The organism is Neofamilia massiliensis (assembly GCF_001299475.1).
In the GTDB taxonomy this organism is placed as follows: domain Bacteria; phylum Bacillota; class Clostridia; order Tissierellales; family Peptoniphilaceae; genus Neofamilia; species Neofamilia massiliensis.
The window spans coordinates 1-19741 of sequence record NZ_CYUJ01000002.1 but is presented as its reverse complement, the minus strand read 5'-3'; the positions used below and the strand labels follow the sequence as shown (position 1 = coordinate 19741).

At 36.4% G+C, this 19741-nt stretch carries 12 protein-coding genes, 10 tRNA genes and 1 rRNA gene; 4 read left to right on the top strand and 19 right to left on the bottom strand.

Going from position 1 to position 19741, the window contains the following annotated elements; genetic code table 11:
* Positions 1 to 43 precede the first annotated feature (43 nt).
* The 4 genes from pheT to BN2667_RS00100 form a co-directional block, all read right to left on the bottom strand.
* Positions 44 to 2434 carry a phenylalanine--tRNA ligase subunit beta gene (gene pheT / locus BN2667_RS00115; protein WP_054251329.1) on the bottom strand — a complete coding sequence of 797 codons (2391 nt, stop codon included), beginning with the start codon at positions 2432 to 2434 and terminating at the stop codon, positions 44 to 46.
* A 9-nt stretch (positions 2435 to 2443) separates the two neighbouring features.
* Positions 2444 to 3466: a phenylalanine--tRNA ligase subunit alpha gene (gene pheS, locus BN2667_RS00110; RefSeq protein ID WP_054251328.1), complete on the bottom strand. Its 1023-nt coding sequence runs from the start codon at positions 3464 to 3466 to the stop codon at positions 2444 to 2446.
* A gap of 29 nt (positions 3467 to 3495) precedes the next feature.
* On the bottom strand, positions 3496 to 5121 hold the full coding sequence (locus BN2667_RS00105) for a potassium/proton antiporter (protein ID WP_054251327.1): 1626 nt from the start codon (positions 5119 to 5121) through the stop codon (positions 3496 to 3498).
* Positions 5122 to 5343: 222 nt separating this feature from the next.
* Positions 5344 to 6969, bottom strand: coding sequence for an exo-beta-N-acetylmuramidase NamZ domain-containing protein (locus BN2667_RS00100; RefSeq protein ID WP_054251326.1), 1626 nt, complete (start codon positions 6967 to 6969; stop codon positions 5344 to 5346).
* 238 nt (positions 6970 to 7207) lie between these two features.
* Between BN2667_RS00100 and BN2667_RS00095 the strand changes: the two genes are divergently transcribed.
* From BN2667_RS00095 to BN2667_RS09060, 3 genes are read left to right on the top strand one after another with little or no spacing between them, the layout of a single operon-like run.
* Positions 7208 to 7444, top strand: coding sequence for a FeoA family protein (locus tag BN2667_RS00095; protein ID WP_054251325.1), 237 nt, complete (start codon positions 7208 to 7210; stop codon positions 7442 to 7444).
* Positions 7441 to 9558, top strand: coding sequence for a ferrous iron transport protein B (gene feoB / locus BN2667_RS00090; protein WP_054251324.1), 2118 nt, complete (start codon positions 7441 to 7443; stop codon positions 9556 to 9558). The genes BN2667_RS00095 and feoB overlap by 4 nt, the downstream gene beginning before the upstream one ends.
* 9 nt (positions 9559 to 9567) lie before the next feature.
* Complete coding sequence (locus tag BN2667_RS09060; protein ID WP_082380129.1) at positions 9568 to 9729, top strand: FeoB-associated Cys-rich membrane protein; 162 nt, start codon at positions 9568 to 9570, stop codon at positions 9727 to 9729.
* Between the two features lie 77 nt (positions 9730 to 9806).
* Here the strand turns inward: BN2667_RS09060 and BN2667_RS00085 are convergent, their stop codons facing one another.
* Both BN2667_RS00085 and fusA read right to left on the bottom strand, forming a co-directional pair.
* Positions 9807 to 10430 carry a formate/nitrite transporter family protein gene (locus BN2667_RS00085; protein ID WP_054251323.1) on the bottom strand — a complete coding sequence of 208 codons (624 nt, stop codon included), beginning with the start codon at positions 10428 to 10430 and terminating at the stop codon, positions 9807 to 9809.
* Between the two features lie 114 nt (positions 10431 to 10544).
* Positions 10545 to 12605 (bottom strand): elongation factor G, encoded by a 2061-nt coding sequence (gene fusA, locus BN2667_RS00080; RefSeq protein ID WP_054251322.1) that lies wholly within the window; start codon positions 12603 to 12605, stop codon positions 10545 to 10547.
* Between the two features lie 197 nt (positions 12606 to 12802).
* Here fusA and BN2667_RS00075 point away from each other — a divergent pair, with 197 nt between their 5' ends.
* On the top strand, positions 12803 to 13396 hold the full coding sequence (locus BN2667_RS00075; RefSeq protein WP_054251321.1) for a hypothetical protein: 594 nt from the start codon (positions 12803 to 12805) through the stop codon (positions 13394 to 13396).
* A 57-nt stretch (positions 13397 to 13453) separates the two neighbouring features.
* Here BN2667_RS00075 and BN2667_RS00070 read toward each other — a convergent pair whose 3' ends face one another.
* The 13 genes from BN2667_RS00070 to rrf form a co-directional block, all read right to left on the bottom strand.
* Positions 13454 to 14908, bottom strand: coding sequence for a stalk domain-containing protein (locus BN2667_RS00070; protein ID WP_054251320.1), 1455 nt, complete (start codon positions 14906 to 14908; stop codon positions 13454 to 13456).
* 200 nt (positions 14909 to 15108) lie between these two features.
* On the bottom strand, positions 15109 to 18306 hold the full coding sequence (locus tag BN2667_RS00065) for an InlB B-repeat-containing protein (protein ID WP_054251319.1): 3198 nt from the start codon (positions 18304 to 18306) through the stop codon (positions 15109 to 15111).
* 122 nt (positions 18307 to 18428) lie between these two features.
* Positions 18429 to 18505 (bottom strand) — tRNA-Arg (locus tag BN2667_RS00060).
* A gap of 91 nt (positions 18506 to 18596) precedes the next feature.
* Positions 18597 to 18671, bottom strand: a tRNA-Gly gene (locus BN2667_RS00055).
* A gap of 5 nt (positions 18672 to 18676) precedes the next feature.
* Positions 18677 to 18752: transfer RNA gene (locus BN2667_RS00050), tRNA-Thr, on the bottom strand.
* Between the two features lie 96 nt (positions 18753 to 18848).
* Positions 18849 to 18925: transfer RNA gene (locus tag BN2667_RS00045), tRNA-Asp, on the bottom strand.
* Between the two features lie 14 nt (positions 18926 to 18939).
* Positions 18940 to 19015, bottom strand: a tRNA-Val gene (locus BN2667_RS00040).
* A gap of 4 nt (positions 19016 to 19019) precedes the next feature.
* Positions 19020 to 19094, bottom strand: a tRNA-Glu gene (locus tag BN2667_RS00035).
* A 4-nt stretch (positions 19095 to 19098) separates the two neighbouring features.
* Positions 19099 to 19175: transfer RNA gene (locus BN2667_RS00030), tRNA-Met, on the bottom strand.
* Between the two features lie 150 nt (positions 19176 to 19325).
* Positions 19326 to 19402 (bottom strand) — tRNA-Met (locus tag BN2667_RS00025).
* A gap of 3 nt (positions 19403 to 19405) precedes the next feature.
* Positions 19406 to 19494 (bottom strand) — tRNA-Leu (locus BN2667_RS00020).
* Positions 19495 to 19502: 8 nt separating this feature from the next.
* Positions 19503 to 19577, bottom strand: a tRNA-Asn gene (locus BN2667_RS00015).
* 35 nt (positions 19578 to 19612) lie between these two features.
* Positions 19613 to 19730, bottom strand: a 5S ribosomal RNA gene (gene rrf / locus BN2667_RS00010).
* Positions 19731 to 19741 lie beyond the last annotated feature (11 nt).

Sequence of the window (19741 nt, the reverse complement as noted above, 5' to 3'; positions counted from 1 at the left end):
CAGCTCCTTGTAAAAAAGGCAGACTATAAAGCCTGCCTCAGTTCTAATCTCTCAATGTAGCATTAAGTTCAGACTCTAATGCTTGAACAATTTTTTCCATTTTTTCATTTACTTCTTTGTCAGTTAAGGTTCTCTCATAGGACCTAAATTTCAAGTTAAAGGCTATTGATTTTTTGCCTGGGTCAATTTGAGATCCTGTGTAAATATCAAAGACTTGGAAGGACTCTAGTAAGTCTCCTGCGTTTTTTACAGCCAGGTCTTTAATTTCAGAAACCATAACAGCTTCGTCAACAATTATTGCTAGGTCCCTGTCAGATGTTGGGAATTTTGGCAGAGGCTTAAAGGTAATTTTATCTTTAGAGTTTTTAACAATAAGCTCAAAATCAAATTCTCCAGCTACAGTTCTACCCTTAATTTCAAAGTTTTTCATAACTTGTGGGTGGATTTCTCCAAAAGTTCCTAGGAAGTCTTCGCCTATATAAATATTTGCACACCTACCTGGGTGGTAAATGGTGTTTTCTGTCTCTCTCTTAAAGCTAAAGTCATGAATTCCTACTGCTCTTAGGGCCTTTTCTAAAGACTCTTTAAAGTAGTAAAAGTCTTCCTTGCCATAAAGGGCCATAACTAACTTTAGTCCTTCTGTTGGAATCTTGTCCTTGTCTAATTTTTTAGAGAAGGTGTTTCCTATTTCGTAGGCCTTCATAGCTTCAATATTTCTATTTTGATTTCTAGAAATTACATCTAAAATATTTCCAAGTAGGGTTGTCCTCATTACAGAAAATTCTTCGCCTAGGGGATTTAGAATTTTTACATTGTCTCTTCTTGGGTCCTTTTCTGGAATCATTAACCTGTCGTAGGTCCTTGGTGAAATAAAGGAGTAGGTTAAGATTTCGTTGTAGCCAAAGGCCTTTAATGCTTCTTTTACCTTAGAAGAAACTTCCATAAAGTGAGGTTTTGAGCCTCTGGTCATTGTTGTATAAATTTCTGTTGGCTTAATGTTATTTAGGCCATAAAGTCTGCCGACTTCTTCTATTAGGTCAGCTTCAATGTTTAGGTCATTTCTAAAAGATGGAACCTTGCAGACTAACTTGTCTCCTTGGTCCTCTACTTCTAGGTCTAAAGCCGCTAAGTATTCAATCATCTTTTCCTTAGAGATGTCGACGCCTAAAAGTTTTTGGCACCTGTCTACTCTTAAAGTTATGAACTTTTCTTCTACTTGGTCCTCGTATACATCATAGTGGCCAGCAACAACTTTTGCTGCGCCAATTTCTTCTGCTAGTTTACAGGCTCTTTCAACTGCGAATCTTGCAAGTTCTGGGTCTAGGCCTTTTTCAAACCTTGAAGATGCTTCTGTTCTTAGGCCTAGTCTTTTTGATGTGTGCCTAATTGATGGACCTGAAAAGTTTGCCCCTTCTAGGACAACAACTTCAGTTGACTCTTTAACTTCTGAGTCAAGGCCGCCCATAACTCCAGCTATGCCAATGGTTCCCTCTCCGTCAGCTATAACTAAGTCGTCTGAGTTTAGTTTTCTAACTTGGCCGTCTAGGCTTGTAAATTCTTCTCCGTCCTTGGCATCTTTAACTATAATTTCTCTGCCCCTTAAATCTGCTAGGTCAAAGGCGTGCATTGGAATTCCCAGTTCTAACATTACGTAGTTGGTTATGTCTACCATGTTGTTTATTGGTCTAACTCCTGCTGCCATTAAATTGTTTTGCATCCATTGGGGTGATGGGCCAATTTTTACATCTTTTAAAACTCTAGAATAGTATCTCTTGCACTTGTCTGATTCTATAGTCACGTTTTTTAAATAGTCTGAGATTTGTCCTTCTTCTGATTTAATTTCAATTGATGGGTCTTTTAAGTCTTTCTTTAGAGCAGCCTTTGCTTCTCTAGCCATACCAACAACTGACAGACAGTCTGGTCTGTTTGGTGTAATTTCTATATCTAAGACGTCGCCATCAAGGCCTAGAAGTTTTATAACATCTTGGCCAACCTCAGTTCCCTCATCAAAGACGAAGATACCATCCCTATATTCTTTTGGAATTACAGAATTTTCAAAGCCCAATTCGCCTAGGGAACAAAGCATGCCGTAGGAAGTCACGCCTCTAAAGTCTGTTGGTTTAATTTCCATGCCGCCAGGAAGTTTGGCTCCAACTTTTGCCACTATAACAACTTGGCCCTCTGCTACATTTGGGGCTCCAGTTACTATAGTTTCTTCCATAAAGCCTGTGTCGATTTTACAAATTACTAATTTGTCAGCATTGGGATGAGGATTTATCTCTAAAATTTTTCCTGTTACTAGGCCAGAAAGTCCTTCTGCCCTATTTACTATTGACTCAACATGGGAGCCAGAGTCTGTAAGTTTGTCAGCTAGCTCTCTTGAGTCTACATCTATATCTACATAATCTTTTAGCCAATTAATTGCCAGTAACATTTTTGCCTCCTAAAACTGTTCTAAAAACCTATTGTCATTTTCAAATAACAATCTAATATTTGGAATTCCATATTTTACCATTGTAATTCTGTCTACTCCAAAGCCAAAGGCAAAACCTGTGTACTTTTCAGAGTCAATACCACAATTTTCTAAAACTTTTGGATGGACCATGCCAGCTCCTAAAAGCTCCATAGACCAGCCAGTTCCTCCACAGGCAGGACAGCCCTTGCCGTGACAAGAGTGGCAGGTAACGTCTACTTCAACTGATGGTTCAGTAAATGGGAAGTAGTGAGGCCTGTACCTGGTTTTCATATCTGCTCCTAAAAATTCCTTGATAAAAATTTCTAGGGTTCCAATAAGGTCGGCCATGGAAATATTTTCTCCAACAACTAGGCCTTCCATTTGGTGGAACATTGGTGAGTGGGTGTCGTCTACATCATCAAACCTAAAGGTCCTTCCAGCTGAAACCATTTTTATTGGCGCCCCGTACTCCTTCATTGTACGAATTTGTACTGGAGATGTGTGGGTCCTAAGTAGGGTTTTTTCGTCTATATAAAAGGTGTCGCTCATGTCTCTTGATGGGTGGTCTTCAGGTGAATTTAATAGGTCGAAGTTATTTTCAACTGATTCAATTTCAGGTCCTGCAATAATTTTAAAGCCCATAGACACAAAAAGATCTTCTAGCTCGTCCATGGTCTTAATAAGAGGATGGTCGTGGCCTAGGTCAATGTCTTCTTTTTCTAGGGAAATGTCAATAATTTCTCTCTTAAGCCTTTCTCTTAAAAGGGCTTCTTGGAATTTTTCCTTTCTCTCAACAAGGGCCTCTTTCATTTCATCTGAAATTTCGTTGGCCAATTTTCCAATAACAGGTCTTTCTTCCTTAGAAAGTTTGCCCATGCCCTTTAAGGCCTCTGTCATTAGGCCTTTTTTGCCTAGATACTTGACCCTAAGTTCTTCTAGGTCCTCAGTATCTTCAATGGCATTTAATCTTTCAATAAATTCACTTCTCAACTGATTTAATAGCTCTTTCATAGTCCCTCCAATATTTATCTAGACTAAATCTATTTGTTTTTTATCTTTTCTAATTTTTTAAGTCGTCTGGTTTCCTCGTGGGATTTTATAGTAACTAGGGTGTCTCCTTCAGAAAGCCTAGTGTTTCCTGTAGGAACAATAATTTCATTGTCCTTGGTTTGGACCATAATTATTAGCTGGTCGTCTGCCAGGTCAATGTCTTTGACTAACTTGTCTACCCAAGGATGAGAGTTGGCCAGAGTCAGCTCAACTAACTCGTCTGATGCCTTATCAAAGTAAACCTCACCGCCAATTACAACTAAGTCGTGCTCTTTTAAAACTGTTGACCCTCTAGGAACAATGGTCTTACCGTCTCTGACAATTTTTGCAACGATAACGTTAAAGGCTAGGTTCAAGGTAGAAACTGGTTGGTTAATCCACTTAGATCCAGGTTTAATTACTGTTTGGATAAAGCCAATTTCGCTTTTATCTTGGTAGTCGTTAAAGTTTTTAAAGACTGTGTCATTTGGATCAAGTATATCTAATTTTCTGGAAACAGTTGGCATAACTGAGCCTTGAATAAGGGCAGAAATTACACAAACTCCAAAGACTATATGGTAGATGTCCATATTTAAATCTACACCAGAATTTATAACTAAAATTGCAAAGGCAATTGCCGCAGCTCCTCTAATGCCTGCCAGAGAAATCATAAGCTTTTGGCTTTTCGGTCCCTTAAAAGGAGCTAGAAGGCCAAAGGTTGCAAGAGGTCTGGCAACAAATAACATAAAGAGACAAACTGCCAAGGCCATTGGAAGATTTGCTATAAGGTCGTCTACATTTGAAAGTAGGCCTAGCATAAAGAAAAGGCCAATTTGCAGTAGACTTGTTATGCCGTCTAAGAAAAACACCGACTCTCTCTTTCCTTTAAATTGTTGGTTGCCAACATAAATCCCAAAGACATAAACTGCCAGGTAGCCGTTGCCCTTAATTAGATTTGCAAAAGAAAAAGTAAAAAGGGCTGTAGCTGCTAGAAATATTATAAAAAGTCCATCGCCGTCAAATTTAGTGACTCTAACAATTTTCATAAAGGCAAAGGCAATGCCAAAGCCAACTAAAAGACCTAAAATAATTTGGGCCAAAATTGTTATAGGCACAGAAATATTATCTCCTAAAAGTAGGGAGAGAAAAATCATAGTTAAAGTATAGGCTGTCGGGTCGTTTGATCCTGATTCTAGCTCTAAAAGTGGAGCTGTTGAATACTTTAAGTTTAGATTTTGCGACCTTAAAATATTTGAAACAGAGGCAAAGTCTGTTGATGCAATAACTGATCCTAAAAGCATGGCCTCTAGCATAGAAAACTTAAATACATAGTGGCAAAAAAGTCCAGTTAAAAGAGCTGTTACAATTGTACCTGCAAAGCTCATTATTATAGCTTCTCTTGCTACTGGTCTTGCCATCTTCCACTTAGTAGAAAAGCCCCCTTGGAAAATTATAACCATTAGGGAAAGGGACGCAAACTTGTCTGCTATATAGTAGTTGTTAAAGTCAAAACCTAAAAAGGAAAAGGTAATTCCAAATACAATAAAAATAAGTAAGGCTGGAATCCCCGATTTGTTTGAAAATTTAATGGCGAAAATTGCCAAAAATAAAATTAAGCCTACAATAAATAAATCCATAAAATATCCTTTTTCTAAGACTGATATCCTTATTATTATAACAGAAAACGGGCCAAATAGTTAGTCTAATAATAAAGTTCTAGTAAAAAGTCTTAAAGAATTTTAAATATAATAAAAACTTTTTCAGTAGAATTTTTTTCCTTTAATATAAAAAGTTTTTTTAAGACTTATGTCACTAGCAAGTTGAATTAAAAAAAGACAGGGTCCCCCCTGCCTTGAATTTTATTTATAAATTAAATATTTTTCTCTTTCAACCATAAAGTCTCTTAGGTCCTTTTGATAAAGGTCTACTATTTCTTGAGGCCTTAGTTTGTCTTTTAGGGCCTGACCCATCATTTTTCCTCCGTGGATTTTTTCAAACATTGGGACCTTGCCATTTACTTCTTCTGGAATATTTATAGCTCCAAGAAGATTGGCTGTTGCTAGAATATAAGTTCCAGTTTTTTGTGGATTATAAGTGTAGTAATCAGTAATTACTAATCTAACTCCACCCTTGTCCTTTTTATCTTCTCCAACAAATCTAATTCCTGGAAGGTCATAAGAATTTAAAATCCTAGCAAAGTCATTTGAGTCTAAGCCCTTGGCTCCAACCCAAGTAAACTTGTCTCCTTGGCCTAGGCCAGTTCCGTCACCAATTCCTGCTGCCATATAGTTAAAGGCAGATTCTAAATTTGGAATGTTTGGACTAGTTTGGGCAAAAGGAAGACCTGTATCCTTCCAGATCATTGACCTCTTGTAGCCTTGCATTTCAATAACTTTAATATCGGCAGAAATCTTTCTGTTAAAAAATTTTGCCAGTTCTCCAACTGTCATTCCATGGGCCATTGGCAGTTCGTCTACTCCTACAAAGGTCTCATAGTCTTCTTTTAGGACAAAGCCTTCTACAATTTGTCCACCGACAGGGTTTGGTCTGTCTAAGACTAAAAGAGGGATGCCTGCTTCTTTGGCTGCCTTCATAGCATAGTTTAAAGTTGAAATATAGGTGTAGGTCCTAGATCCAATGTCTTGAATGTCGAAGATAAGTACGTCAATGCCTGCTAGCATTTCTGGACTTGGTTTTCTAGTTTTTCCATAAAGAGAATAAACTGGCAGATTTAAGTCTTCATCTATATAAGATTCTACATACTTGCCTGCTTGGTGCTTGCCATCAAGGCCGTGTTCTGGAGAATAAATCGCAAGAAGTTTGGCCTTGTCATAGTTATAGAGTTTGTCTACTGTTCTTACGTTTTTTGAATCTAGGCCTGTTTGGTTGGTAATTAGGCCTAGGTTTTTTCCGTCAATGAGATGAGAATATTCTTCTAATAATCTTTCATTTCCTAAGACAATCTTCTTGTTAGATGGAACCTTTACTGTAATTACATTTGTAAAGATCATGGCCAAGTTATTTTTCTCGTCATAGTCTACATCGTAGTTTAGATATTTTCCTATGTCCCTAAGCTTAAAGTAATTGTAGCCGTCAATGTTATAGGCCTTGACCTGGTAGTTTTCTGCCTTGCCGTTTTTAATTAACTTTAAGGTCATTTCCTTTTCTAGGGCCTGAGCCTTGTCTTCCTTTAAAATTATTCCTTGGTTTTTAGCGTCTTCATAAGTTTCGTCTAAGCTTATAATTATTCTCTTATCATCTCCCCAAAGAGAAAAGTTTAGGTCGTGGATTTTTAATAGACTTGCCAGGTCTCTTAGCCTGTAGTAGTTATGGTCCTTAATGTTGTAGCCTTTTAAATCTGTCCTTTGCTTGTTTATATAAAGGTCTTGGGGACTTTTTAGTCCTTGGACCTCCCCCTTGGCAAAAGTTTTTGTCGGCATTAGACTCATCAAAATCATTAGTAAAATTAAAATTTTCTTTTTCATAGTATCACCTGTTTTTATTATAGCAGAGGCTGATGGATTTTTAATTAAGTTCCTATTACAAGACATTTTTGTTGGTAAGGAAGTCTTTACAAAAATTTCACAAAGTTTTTGATAATAATTATTGAAATCCTTCCTTACCTACTGTATAATTTAAAATAATTGATAGAGATAATCATTTAGTATTTGGCTAAAATTTTGGTCGATATTTATCAAATATATTTTAAATAAAGGAGCTTTTATGAATACATTAAAAGATGGCAAGGTTGGAAAAACCTATAGAATCGTAAAGATTCACGGTTCTGGTCCTTTGAAGAGAAGGATTATGGACATGGGCCTAACAAAGAGAGTTGAAGTTTTTGTAAGAAAGTCTGCTCCCTTTGGCGACCCAATTCAAATAAATGTTAGAAACTACGAACTTAGTATGCGTAGAGCTGATGCTATGAATATTGAAGTCGAAGAGGTGAAGGCCCAATGACAATTAATATTGCCTTAGCTGGAAATCCAAACTCTGGCAAAACTACACTTTTCAACGCCCTAACAGGCAGCCACCAATACGTTGGAAACTGGCCTGGAGTTACAGTTGAAAAGAAAGAAGGAAGATGTAAAAAAGATGGCGAGGTTGTTCTAACAGACCTTCCTGGAATTTATTCCCTGTCTCCTTATACCTTAGAAGAAGTTGTGGCCAGAGATTTTTTAGTCCACGACAAGCCTGATGCAATTATAAATGTCGTTGACGGATCTAATATCGAAAGAAATTTGTACTTATCTACCCAGTTGTCAGAACTTGGGATTCCCCTAATTATTGCCCTTAACATGATGGACTTAGTTAGGAAAAACAAAGACTACATTGACATAGAAAAAATTGAAAAAGAATTAAATTGTAAGGTTGTAGAAGTTTCTGCCTTAAAAAACGAAAACATAGACCTGCTAGTAGAAATTTCTAAAAATGCTGCCTTAGAAAACAAGATTTTCCCAGAAATCAAATCCTTCCCTAAAGATCTTGAAACCTATATACAAAAAGTTGAAGACCTAATTCCAAGTCTTAACGAAGACAGGGCCAGAAGGTGGAAGGCTGTAAAAGTTTTTGAAAATGACAAACAAGTAATTGAAGAATTAAAGCTAAGTCCTGAACAGAAATCTAAAATTGACAAGCTTAGGGCTGATGCTGAAAAATTTTTCGATGACGACGTTGAAGGAATTATAACAGATGGCAGGTATGATTTTGTAACTAGGCTTACATCTTCGTCTGTAAAAAAAGGCCGCCAGGGCCTAACTTTTTCTGACAAAGTAGACAAGATAGTTACCAGTAAAATATTTTCAATTCCAATTTTCTTAGTAGTTATGACCCTAGTTTATTATCTGGCAATTTCTGTTGTCGGTGGAGATGTAACTGACTGGACTAATGACGTCCTCTTTGGAGAAATTATTGGCGGAAAATTAGATGAACTTCTAACTAATCTTGGGACTTCTGAAATGGTTCACTCCCTAGTTATGGATGGAGTTTTTGCTGGTGTTGCTGGAGTTTTAGGTTTCCTACCAGTTATTGCTTCATTATTTATCTTTATTGCAATCCTTGAAGATATTGGCTATATGTCTAGAATTGCCTTTATCCTAGATAGAGTTTTTAGAAAATTTGGTCTGTCAGGTAAATCCTTTATTCCAATTTTAGTTGGAACAGGTTGTTCAGTTCCTGGAATTATGGCAACTAGAACTATAGAAAATGACGCCGATAGAAGGATGACTATAACAGTTGCATCAATGATGCCATGTGGAGCTAAAACAGATATTATCGCCATGTTTGCAGCAATTTGGGGCGGAGCCTGGTGGTTTGGACCTGTTTGGTATTTCGGCGGAATTGTTGCAGTAATTATTACTGGCCTGATTTTAAAAAAGACTGAAAGATTTCAAGGAGATGAAGCACCTTTTATAATGGAGCTACCAGAATATCACCTGCCTTCAGCCTATAATGTCTTTAGATCAACTTGGACCAGGGTCAAGGCCTTTGTCTTTAATGCTGGAACAATAATACTTTTAGCCTCAATTTTTGTTTGGCTAACTACTAATATTACAATAAACTTTAAATTCGAGCCCTTTGGGTCATCTGAAACTGACTCAATTTTAGCCTTTGTTGGCAAAAAAATTCAGTGGTTCTTTAGCCCTCTTGGTTTTGGAGATTGGCTGGCTGCAGTCGCTACAATTTTAGGCCTTGTCGCCAAGGAAGTTGTAGTTTCAACCTTTGGAATTATAGCAAAGCTTGGAGATATTGAAACTAACACTGGCGCTCTTACTGACTTTGTAAAAGACTATTTCACAACAGCTTCAATGCTTGCCTTTATGTTTTTTAACCAATTGACAATTCCATGTTTTGCTGCAGTTGGAGCAATTAGACAAGAAATGAATGATAGAAAATGGACTCGCTTTGCCCTAGGCTACATTTTAGTATTTTCCTATACTATGAGCCTAATGATTTATCAGTTTGCTAGAGTTCTAATAGACGGCCAAGCACCAAATTTTTGGACAGGAGTAGCTGGAGTAATTTTAGTTATTTACCTGTATCTGATTTTTAAACCGTCAAAGTATAAAAAGTAGAGGTGAAAAATGGGAGATTATATAGTAATTGGACTAGTTGTCCTAGTTGCCATTTTGGCATATTTGAAAATTAGAAAAAATAAGAAAAAAGGCGTAAGCCCTTGCGGCTGTGGATCCTGCCCATCAGCAGGGACATGTCACAGCTACAAGGAAGGAAGTGCATGTAAATAAAAATAAAACCAGAGATTTTAATGTCTCTGGTTTTTTTTGGTCTTGTGTTGATTTTTAGCTGATAAGTTTGATTCTTTCTATTCTCTTTCTAATAATCTTACACTTGGGACTAAAAGGCCGCCAACTGCATTTCCTAAAACTATAACTAAAATTCTCAAAAATCCATCTAGGGTCCAAACTCCTGCCATGGCGAAATAAAAAATATCTGCAACAGAGTGTTCAAAGCCTGCTAGGATAAAGACCATTACTGCAAAAATTATGCCTAAATATTTTCCAAGGTCGTGGGGGTTTGTCTTGTATTCTTCTACTCCAAAGACGACGAAGATGTTACACATTATTCCTAGGACAAATAAACTTAAATAAGTGTCGTTTAATTTTGTATTTACTAAAGTCAGGGCCTTTTCTTGTAAAAATTCTCCATTTCTACTTAAGGATAAAAGGAAGGCTATTAGTATTGCTCCAAGGGCGTTTCCTATAAGGACCTTTAGTAGAAATTTTGTATAAGACTTTTTCTCATTATAAAAGAAATAGCCGACTTTGCCTGTAAAGAGGTTATAACCTAGAGTACAAACTCCAAAAAGTCCAACGGCAAACATTAATGATCCTAGGTATTTATTATCTATCATTAAAAAGACAACTCCTCCTAGGGCAATAAAGGTGCCTGCCATAATTGAATAAATAAAGTCCTTGTATTTTTTCATTTTAAATTCTCCAATCTTTTTACACTGGATTCTATTGTATCAAATTTTATAAATAATTTAAACTTATAAAAAATAAACCCTGAAAAGATTTTTCCTTCCAGGGTTATTTTTATACTATGCTTCTTTTTTTGCTTCTGCTATTATATCATCTTGAACTTCGTGTGGAACTTGTTCATATCTAGCAAATTCCATAGAGAAGTTTCCTCTACCTTGGGTCATAGCCCTTAGGTCAATTGAGTATTCAAACATTTCTGCTTGTGGTGCTTCAGCAAAAATTAGTTGAGATCCATCAGCTTGTTGGTCCATGCCTAGGATTCTTCCTCTTCTCTTGTTTATATCTCCCATTACATCTCCAAGATATGAATCAGGAATAGAAATTTCAACCTTCATTATTGGTTCAAGTAAAACTGGGTTTGCTTGTTCCATACCGTTTTTAAAGGCAAGGTGAGATGCTAGTTTAAAGGACATTTCGTTTGAGTCTACATCGTGGTAGGATCCATCGTATAAAACTGCCTTAAAGTTTACAACTGGGAAGCCTGCTAGGATTCCGTGTTCTTTAGCTTCTTCTAGACCTTTTTCAACTGCTGGGAAGTAGTTTTTAGGAACTGATCCACCAAACACTTCTTCGTCAAAGATAAATTCTTCTGTTGCTGGTTCAAATCTAATCCAAACATCGCCGTATTGGCCTGCTCCACCAGATTGTTTCTTGTGCTTACCTTGAACTTCTACAGTCTTAGTAATTGTTTCCCTGTATGGAACTATAAATGGCACAACTTTTACTTCTACGCCAAAGTTATTTTTAAGTTTGTCAAGAATAACTTGAAGTTGAACTGATCCTTGACCACCAATTGTAAGCTGTTTGGTTTCTGAATTTCTGTTTATAACAAAAGATGGGTCTTCTTCTTGAAGTTTTGTAAGTGAAGATGAAATTTTTTCTTCGTCTCCCTTAGAGACTGGTTCAATTGCATAGAAGAGATTTGCTTGTGGGTATTTTAATCTCTTGTAGACAATCTTGTTATTCTTGTCAGAAATTGTATCTCCAGTTTGGGTCTTTACAAGTTTTGTTGTTGCTCCAATATCTCCTGCTAGGATTTCGTCAACTGGAAGTTGTTCTTTACCTCTAAGGACAAAAAGTCCGCCCATTTTTTCTACTGCGTCCTTGCTTGAGTTATAAAATTCTGTGTCCTTAGTAATTTTTCCAGAAGTTACTTTAAAAATTGAAATCTTGCCAACAAATGGGTCAGTTATAGTCTTAAAGACAACTGCTGAAAATGCTTCGTTTGCGTCAACTTTTCTAGCTTCTCCTGATTCTACCCTAAAGCCTAAGTGGGCTTCTGGATGGTTAGGGGCTGGTAGGAAGTTAGAAATCATATTTAATAAGATATCAATTCCTATAGCTTTTTCTCCTGATCCAACTATTAGAGGAACAGCATCACCTTGGGTTACTGCAAGAGTTACACCTCTTAGGATTTCTTCTCTAGTAAAGGTTTCTCCTTCAAAGAATTTATTTAATAGGTCTTCGTCAGATTCAGCTATGATTTCTGTAATTTCTTCATAAATTCTTTCAGTAGCCTTTAATTGGTCGTGATTTAATTCGATTTCTACAGGAGATCCGTTTTCGTACTTGTAGCCCTTTTGGAAAATAATATCTGTAACACCTTCAAAACTTTCGCCTTCGCCAATTGGTGTAGCAAATGGAACAACTTTCTTACCGAAGTTTTCTTCAATTGATTCCATTAGCTTTCTAAAGTTTACGTTTTCACCATCTATTTTGTTGACGAAGATCATTCTTGGTAGGCCGATTTCTTCACAGTACTTCCAAACAAGTTCAGTACCTACTTCAACTCCGCTAGTTGCATCTATTACTAAAATTGCAGATTCAGCTGCTCTTAAAGATGCATACACTTCTCCAACAAAGTCTAAATAGCCTGGAGCGTCGATAATATTTAATTTTTTGTCTCTCCATTCTATTGGTATAACTGATGTTCCTATAGATGATTGTCTTTGAATCTCTTCTTTAGAGAAGTCAGACATAGTGTTTTTTGAACTGACATTTCCCATTCTCTTAGTTGCTCCAGTTTGATAAAGCATAGCTTCTGTTAGGTTGGTTTTACCACATCCACTATGGCCAACTAAAGCGACGTTTCTAATTTTGTCAGTTGTATAAACTTTCATATTACTTCCACCTTTCATTTCTTATTTAAAAATTAATACTGCTTTAAGTATAACATATTTTCTAGATTTATGAAAACGATTTTTTTAAACTTTTATCTTTTTAGAAATTTATTTGAATAAATACTGAAATGTTTTTTTGGAAGGCCAAATTTTCCCTAATCTATGGTATAATAAATTTTAATAAGGAGGTCATCACTATGCCTAACAAAAGAAGATCCAGAGCTGAAATGAAAAGAGTTTATATGATGAGAAGACTAATAGCCCTTTTAATCTTAGTTTTGCTTGTCACAATAATTATTACTAGGTGCAGCAAGAAGAAAACTAACGATAAAGAAACAGAAACTGGCTCAAATGTCCAAATCGAGAACCAAACTGTCGGCGAAAACCAAGTTGTTGGAAATGTAGCAGATCCTGCTCTTGAAAGTGGCCCTGGCCTAAACCAAAGCCAAGAAGATGACCTTAACAAGCGCTTACTTGATGAAGAAGAAAAACTTCAAAAAGACTACGAAACCTATGCAGTAGTTTCTCTTGACAAAGACAATAAGGCCTATTCTTTTAGCTTAAAGGAAGACTATAAAAACCTTGTTTTAGACAGAGAAAGCGAAGAAGTTAAGGAAGACTTTAATCAGTTTTGGGAAAACTTTAAGTACAAATTAAAAGAAAGTTCTTTAAGTTTGACAGAATTTTTAGAGCCTGGAATCGAACTTCAGATTTTAGATCCAAGTGACAACACAACAGTAATCTTACTTATTTCTGACGGTGCAGAAATTTTTGATAGAACTGGTGAATAAAAGCAAAAAAATATCCTCAAGGACTTAAATGCCTTAAGGATATTTTTTTGTCTAAATTTATCTTCTTGTAGAAATTATAACTTGTTTGTTTAAATTATCCCATTCTATTGCCTTGCCTGATCCAAGATTTCCAGAATCAAGTTCTAGGGCCTTAGCTATTTCAGAAACAGGAAGCATAATTCTTCCGTTTACTGTCTTAGGTTCAGTTGATAGGCTATAGGTTTTTCCATCAACTGTAAAGTCTTTAGAATAAAGATTTATTACTATAGCTGATGAACCTTTGATAAATACAGCATTTTTAGTATTATTGTCATAGGTTACTTCATAGCCTAGTGAATCTGCAATGTACCTTAGTGGGAGCATGGTCTTTCCATTTTCAGTATAAGGCGAAACATCCATAGTCTTAGTTTCTTTTACGCCATTAACTACACTTGTATAAGTTTTTGAACCTATTGTAAATACATTTGTGTAATTATTGTTTGTAAATGTTCTAGAAGAACCTGAAACGGTTATAGTTGTATAGTCGTTAAGTCTATTTCTATAAGATGTTGTTACTTTTAAAGTTTCGCCAGGAACAAGGGACCTGTTTGTTTCTACAAAGAAAGTTCCATCAGAGTTTGCAGTAGTTGAACCAAGGAAGTTGTCATTATAGTCACGTACAATTACATCCCCATAAGGTCCAGCTCCGTAGCCTCTTACATAGTCTGTTCCGCCAGCGGCTTCACTTGCAACTGGATTGTAGATGTATCTGTCGTACCAATACCATCTGCCATCTCTCCAGTAGCCGTAGTCATCATCATTGTACCAGTTATACCAATACCAAGTTCCGTCTTTCCAGTAACCATAGTCGCTATTGTAATACCAGTCATAGTAGTACCATTTGCCATTTTCCCAATAACCAAAGTCTGGATTATTGTACCTGTCATACCAGCACCAAGATCCATCCTTCCAGCATCCATATCTATCATTTAAATACCAGTCATAGTAGTGCCAGTTGCCATAAGAATCGTAGTAACCATAATCAGAATCTCTGTATCTCCAGTCATACCAATCATAGTATCTACCATCCCAATAATCCCAGTCAAGGTCTGATGAATATATAGACCTGCTAGTTCCATTTGTTGAAGTTAAATATGCACCTTCAAGATCATAGTAATTATAATAAAGATCATTAGGATAATAGATAGAGAAATATCCATCACTATCAGCTTGAGCAGAAGCTATATAATTTCCAGCTGAACAGTAAAGATTTACTGTTGCGTTTGGATCAGTATAACCACTTACATAATATCTGCTAACAGAAATATTAGAAAATTCTCTCCCATAATAATATCTAGCTTCAACAGCATCTTCAATGTTTTCATCAGAAAGCTCAAGGCCTTCTACTTCTTCACTGTTATCTTCAACTACTGGAACTTCTTCTTCATTAACTTCTTCAGCATAAGCAAAGCCGTTAAAAACAGTAAGTACCATTAAAATAGCTAAAAGATAAACAAAAACTCTTTTTTTCATATGCTCCCTCCTAAAATGATTTTCTAAGCAACAGCTTTCATTAAAATAATTATATCACAAAGTTGTTACTTTTAACCATTATTTTAAAAAAAGTGATTTTTTTACAAAATTTTTATAAAATTTTTCTGAAAGGATTTTATAAGTCTTTTATAAAAAAATGGACTAGAACTTTCTCTAATCCATCTTTTTCTTGTATTTAATTATTTATAAACTCTAATTGAACTTTGATTTTTGCTAGGATCTATAAATAAATTTGAATCAGCTAGGTCTACTAGTTTTCCATTTCTATCAAAAATCCTTACCTTATAAGTGTCTCCTGCCTTTAGGACTAGGCCGTCAAAATTTGCTTGACCTAGAGTGGTTGCAACTACATTTATAAAGCTTCCATCTGGTTTTTCTAGTTCTACTGTAAAGAAAGGCTCTGTACTGTAGGCTATTCTTGTGTCCCTAGCTGTTGGTATAAAGGCGAAGTGTTGTCTGCCATATCTTAAAACTTGGTCTGCTGGTCTCTTATCTCCTTGACCTTCTACAGTAATTTCAACTTCTGGACCTCTAACATTTCCTTCATATCTAAAGACTTTTATTTTGTCTCCTGGATAAATTGGGAAGGTTCCTTGAAGTGGTGACCATCTTCCATGGGAAGGAACATTTTTTGTTAAGATCTTTCCTGTTGGTAGCTCTACAGCCAAGTTCATTCCTTCTTCTTGATTATAAATTGTTAGCTTGCCATTTTCAAATTTTACATCAGCTGGATTTATGCTTAAGTCTAAGTTTTCATCTATTAGTGGGTCTACGCTAGTAGTTGGTTCACTTGGATTTTCTTCTTCTGGATCTGGTTTTGGATCTTCCTCGCCTGAAGCTCCACCTATTTTATATAAATTAAATTTGCTTGGATAGGTATCAGGATAGTTATTTACTGTACTAGTCTTGTAGGCCCTATAACCACTGCCATTGTCTCCTGTATTATTGGCAAATACTACAGTGTCAGCGCCTTGGCCAAGGAAGGAAATTGTGTCATCTTCATTTTTTACAAGTTTCCAGCTGTAGTCTCCAGCCTTAATTCCATTTTTATTTCCGCCCTTTGGAGCCAAATAATTTCCCTTTGAGTCCTTTATTTTTACTTGGTCTCCACTTATTTCTAGGGTCATAATAGATGAAGTCATTGTACTTGGGTCTGGATCTGCAGTTGACCTAGTAACCCAAGTTCCTTCTAAAGTTCCTGGCACTTGGCCTTTTTCATCTACTAAAACATACTTTCCACTTACTAGGCCTTCTTCTACTGGATCTTCTGCTCTTTCAATTTCAATAAATCTAGTAATTCTGTCTCCTTTTTGATCAAAGTTAATTGTCACTAAAAATTGGTCAGACCCTTTTCCTGGATTTGGATTAATTTCTATTGTTGACTTATTGTTGTTAGATACATTTTTAAAACTGACTTTGTCGTTTTCTTTTAATCCCTCAATTATTAAGTTATACTGACCTGATTGAAGAGCATTATCTCCTTCTTTCTTATAGGTGAAAGGGTTATTTTTAGAGTGCTCGTTATAAGGGTTTTCTGTAAATATATATTCCTTATTGTCCGCTGTAGCAACTAGTTTTATTGAACTTACTAATTTTTCATCAGGGTTTTCATTTTTTACAAAGAAACTAACTTTTCCAGTAATTTTATCATTCTTAGCTTCTTCCCATTTTGCATAGACATAGGTAAAGGCCTTTTTTGCATCTTTGTAAAATTGCATATCCTTACTTACATTTAGATCAAATTCTTTTTGGAATTTATCATCTAAATACCAGCCTGCAAATTTATATCCTTCTCTTGTTGGCTCTTCTGGTGCATTTATTTTTTCAAAGTCTGAATTTACTATTAACTTGTCACTTCCATCTGCAAAAACACCACCATTTGCTTGAAAGTGTACTCTCACTGGATTTATTATTATAGTTGCTTCAGAAATCTTATCTCCCGCCTTGGCTACTAGTTTTGTTGTTCCTGATTTTAGTGGCAGAATCCTTCGTCCAATATTGCCACTTGTTATTTCTTCTAATTTTGCTAATTCTTTATTTTCTAACTCAAAGGTAACTTCTATATCTGTTGGCTCTACAAATACTATGGCTGTTTTTGAATCTACTAGCGGAAGCTCATATGAGTCAAGTTGAAACTTTAGTTTTGTGACTTGAGGTTCGCTTTCTTCTGCTCTTGTAATTGTAAGGGTAAATTCTTCACTAGTTTCAGCTCCTTCATAAGTTGCTGTAACTTTTATATTGAAGACTCTTTCACTTTCGCCTTCTTCCCAAGTTAGTGGAGCTAGGGTTCCTCTTAAGGCTTCGCCTTCTAGGTTTAGGCCTTGTGGCTGGCCTTCTACTTCTAGTTCTGCCTTTACTTTTAAGCCGTTTTTATCTCTTACAAATAGAGGGATGGTAACTTCAGATCCATCTTCAAAGGTCCTTGGACCTATTGGGTCTATTGAAATATTTCTTGGTTCACTTGGTTCTTCAATTTTATCTTCTATAAATTGGCCATAAAGCTTTTGATCCCTATATATTTTAGTAGAAAAATCAAAGGCTCTACCTTGGTCATCTATCCATCCTATAAAACTATATCCTGTTTTAGATGGATTTGACGGCTTATTTACTTGGTCTCCTTCTTTTACAGATCTTCTTGCATAAAGGTTCCCGTCTGTATAAAATCTAACTTCATAATAAGTTGTTGACTCTACTGGTCTTGTCTCTTCTTCTTTAATTGGTGGAATTAAAAATAAGCCCCAATCCCACCAGCTATTATCTGTAGACTTTGCTGGTTTTTTATTTTCAACAACTATTTTGTTTTCTTGGTCTATACTGTGATAAAGGTTGTATATTAATTCAAAGGCCTTTTGTCTTATAGCAATTTCCTTATAGGCCCCTTCCAGATCTATGTCTCTTAAAATTCCATTTTCTCTTGCAAAGTTAATAAAGTCTTTTGACCAGTCATCTCCTAGGCTAAAACTTTCCTTGAATTTTGGGTGTAGTCTGGCTAAAATGGTTATTATTTCTTCGTAAGTAATTTGGTTTTCTGGTCTAAAGCTTTGGTCTTCATAGCCTTTAATATAGCCCTTGTCATAGGCAAGGTTTATATAGCCGTTAGCCCAGTGGTCTATTTTTACATCTGTAAAATTAGATGGAGTTTTTTCTAAGTCTTTTGCTTTTGCTCTTTGACCTTCCATTACTACTAGCATTTTTGTTATTTCTGCCCTGGTAATGGCTTTATCTAATTCTAAGCCCTCTTCTCCTCTTCCTTCTACGTAATTATTGTCTACTAGCCATTTTATTTTATAATTGTCTGAGCTTAAGGCCATAACTGGTTGTAAGCTAGTAAATAAAATTATAAAAGCTAGCAAAAATGAAATAAGTTTTTTGTTCAATTTTTTTCCTCCTAAAATTTTTTATTTTTTCTGACAAAACTAGTATAACACTTTATTTTTAAGGACCATTTGTTTTATGTAAAGATTAGATAAAAAAATAGACCAAATGAATGGTCTATTAGTGGCGTACCTTAGAGGATTCGAACCCCCGACTTTTTGGTCCGTAGCCAAACGCTCTATCCAGCTGAGCTAAAGGTACACATATTAAGATTTTGTAAAGATATTATATCATAAGTGAGGCTTTTTAAAAAGAAAAAAGACTTAAAATACTTTAAGTCTTTTTCTTTATTTGGAGCGGAAAACGAGATTCGAACTCGCGACCCTCGCCTTGGCAAGGCGATGCTCTACCACTGAGCCATTTCCGCATCTTTGGAGCTGGTGAGAGGACTTGAACCCCCAACCTACTGATTACAAGTCAGTTGCTCTACCAATTGAGCTACACCAGCTTATGTAGTTAATTGAAATTATTTTTGTTTAAGTAATATATTCTGTTTTTATAATCGAACTTCGTTCGATACCATTATTATTTTGTTTAATAAAATTGGCGACCTGGAAGGGACTCGAACCCTCGACCTCTAGCGTGACAGGCTAGCATTCTAACCAGCTGAACTACCAGGCCATTAATAAATCTTATGGTGGGAGTAATAGGACTCGAACCTATGACATCCTGCTTGTAAGGCAGGCGCTCTCCCAACTGAGCTATACTCCCCTCTTGGTGACCCCATCGGGATTCGAACCCGAGATACCACCGTGAAAGGGTGGTGTCTTAACCGCTTGACCATGGGGCCTTTATGGTAGCGGTGAACAGATTTGAACTGCTGACACTGCGGGTATGAACCGCATGCTCTAGCCAACTGAGCTACACCGCCATATTTATTATTAATTAGTTTATTTTGGTCTCATAGTCTTTTTAGTCTAATAGTCAAAGTTCTAACTCCAACTAGTTATTAGGTAAAACCAAATTTACTCCTATATCAAATAAATTCCCAGACTTACGCCTGAGGATCTTCTGATTTAAATGGATGCGGGAGTAGGATTTGAACCTACGACCTCCGGGTTATGAGCCCGACGAGCTTCCAAACTGCTCCATCCCGCGATTTGGTGCCGAGGGCCGGAATCGAACCGGCACGATGTTTTACCACCGCAGGATTTTAAGTCCTGTGCGTCTGCCAGTTCCGCCACCCCGGCCTCTTTTATGGCTCTCAGGGTGGGACTCGAACCCACAACCTACCGGTTAACAGCCGGTTGCTCCACCGTTGAGCTACCTAAGAATTATGTAGGCTTTTAAGTCTTTCTTAAAAGCCTTTACTGGCAACTTCCTATCCTCCCAGTTCGTCTCCAAACTAGTACTTTCAGCGTTAAAAGGCTTCAACTTCTGTTTTCGGTATGGATACAGGTCTTTCCCTTTTTCTTTTATCACCACTTTACCTTGCTA

Bases quoted from the DNA above. Each gene is read 5' to 3' on its own strand.
- pheT (WP_054251329.1), bottom strand. From the start codon at position 2,434: ATGTTACTGGCAATTAATTGGCTAAAAGATTATGTAGATATAGATGTA.
- pheS (WP_054251328.1), bottom strand. From the start codon at position 3,466: ATGAAAGAGCTATTAAATCAGTTGAGAAGTGAATTTATTGAAAGATTA.
- BN2667_RS00105 (WP_054251327.1), bottom strand. From the start codon at position 5,121: ATGGATTTATTTATTGTAGGCTTAATTTTATTTTTGGCAATTTTCGCC.
- BN2667_RS00100 (WP_054251326.1), bottom strand. From the start codon at position 6,969: ATGAAAAAGAAAATTTTAATTTTACTAATGATTTTGATGAGTCTAATG.
- BN2667_RS00095 (WP_054251325.1), top strand. From the start codon at position 7,208: ATGAATACATTAAAAGATGGCAAGGTTGGAAAAACCTATAGAATCGTA.
- feoB (WP_054251324.1), top strand. From the start codon at position 7,441: ATGACAATTAATATTGCCTTAGCTGGAAATCCAAACTCTGGCAAAACT.
- BN2667_RS09060 (WP_082380129.1), top strand. From the start codon at position 9,568: ATGGGAGATTATATAGTAATTGGACTAGTTGTCCTAGTTGCCATTTTG.
- BN2667_RS00085 (WP_054251323.1), bottom strand. From the start codon at position 10,430: ATGAAAAAATACAAGGACTTTATTTATTCAATTATGGCAGGCACCTTT.
- fusA (WP_054251322.1), bottom strand. From the start codon at position 12,605: ATGAAAGTTTATACAACTGACAAAATTAGAAACGTCGCTTTAGTTGGC.
- BN2667_RS00075 (WP_054251321.1), top strand. From the start codon at position 12,803: ATGCCTAACAAAAGAAGATCCAGAGCTGAAATGAAAAGAGTTTATATG.
- BN2667_RS00070 (WP_054251320.1), bottom strand. From the start codon at position 14,908: ATGAAAAAAAGAGTTTTTGTTTATCTTTTAGCTATTTTAATGGTACTT.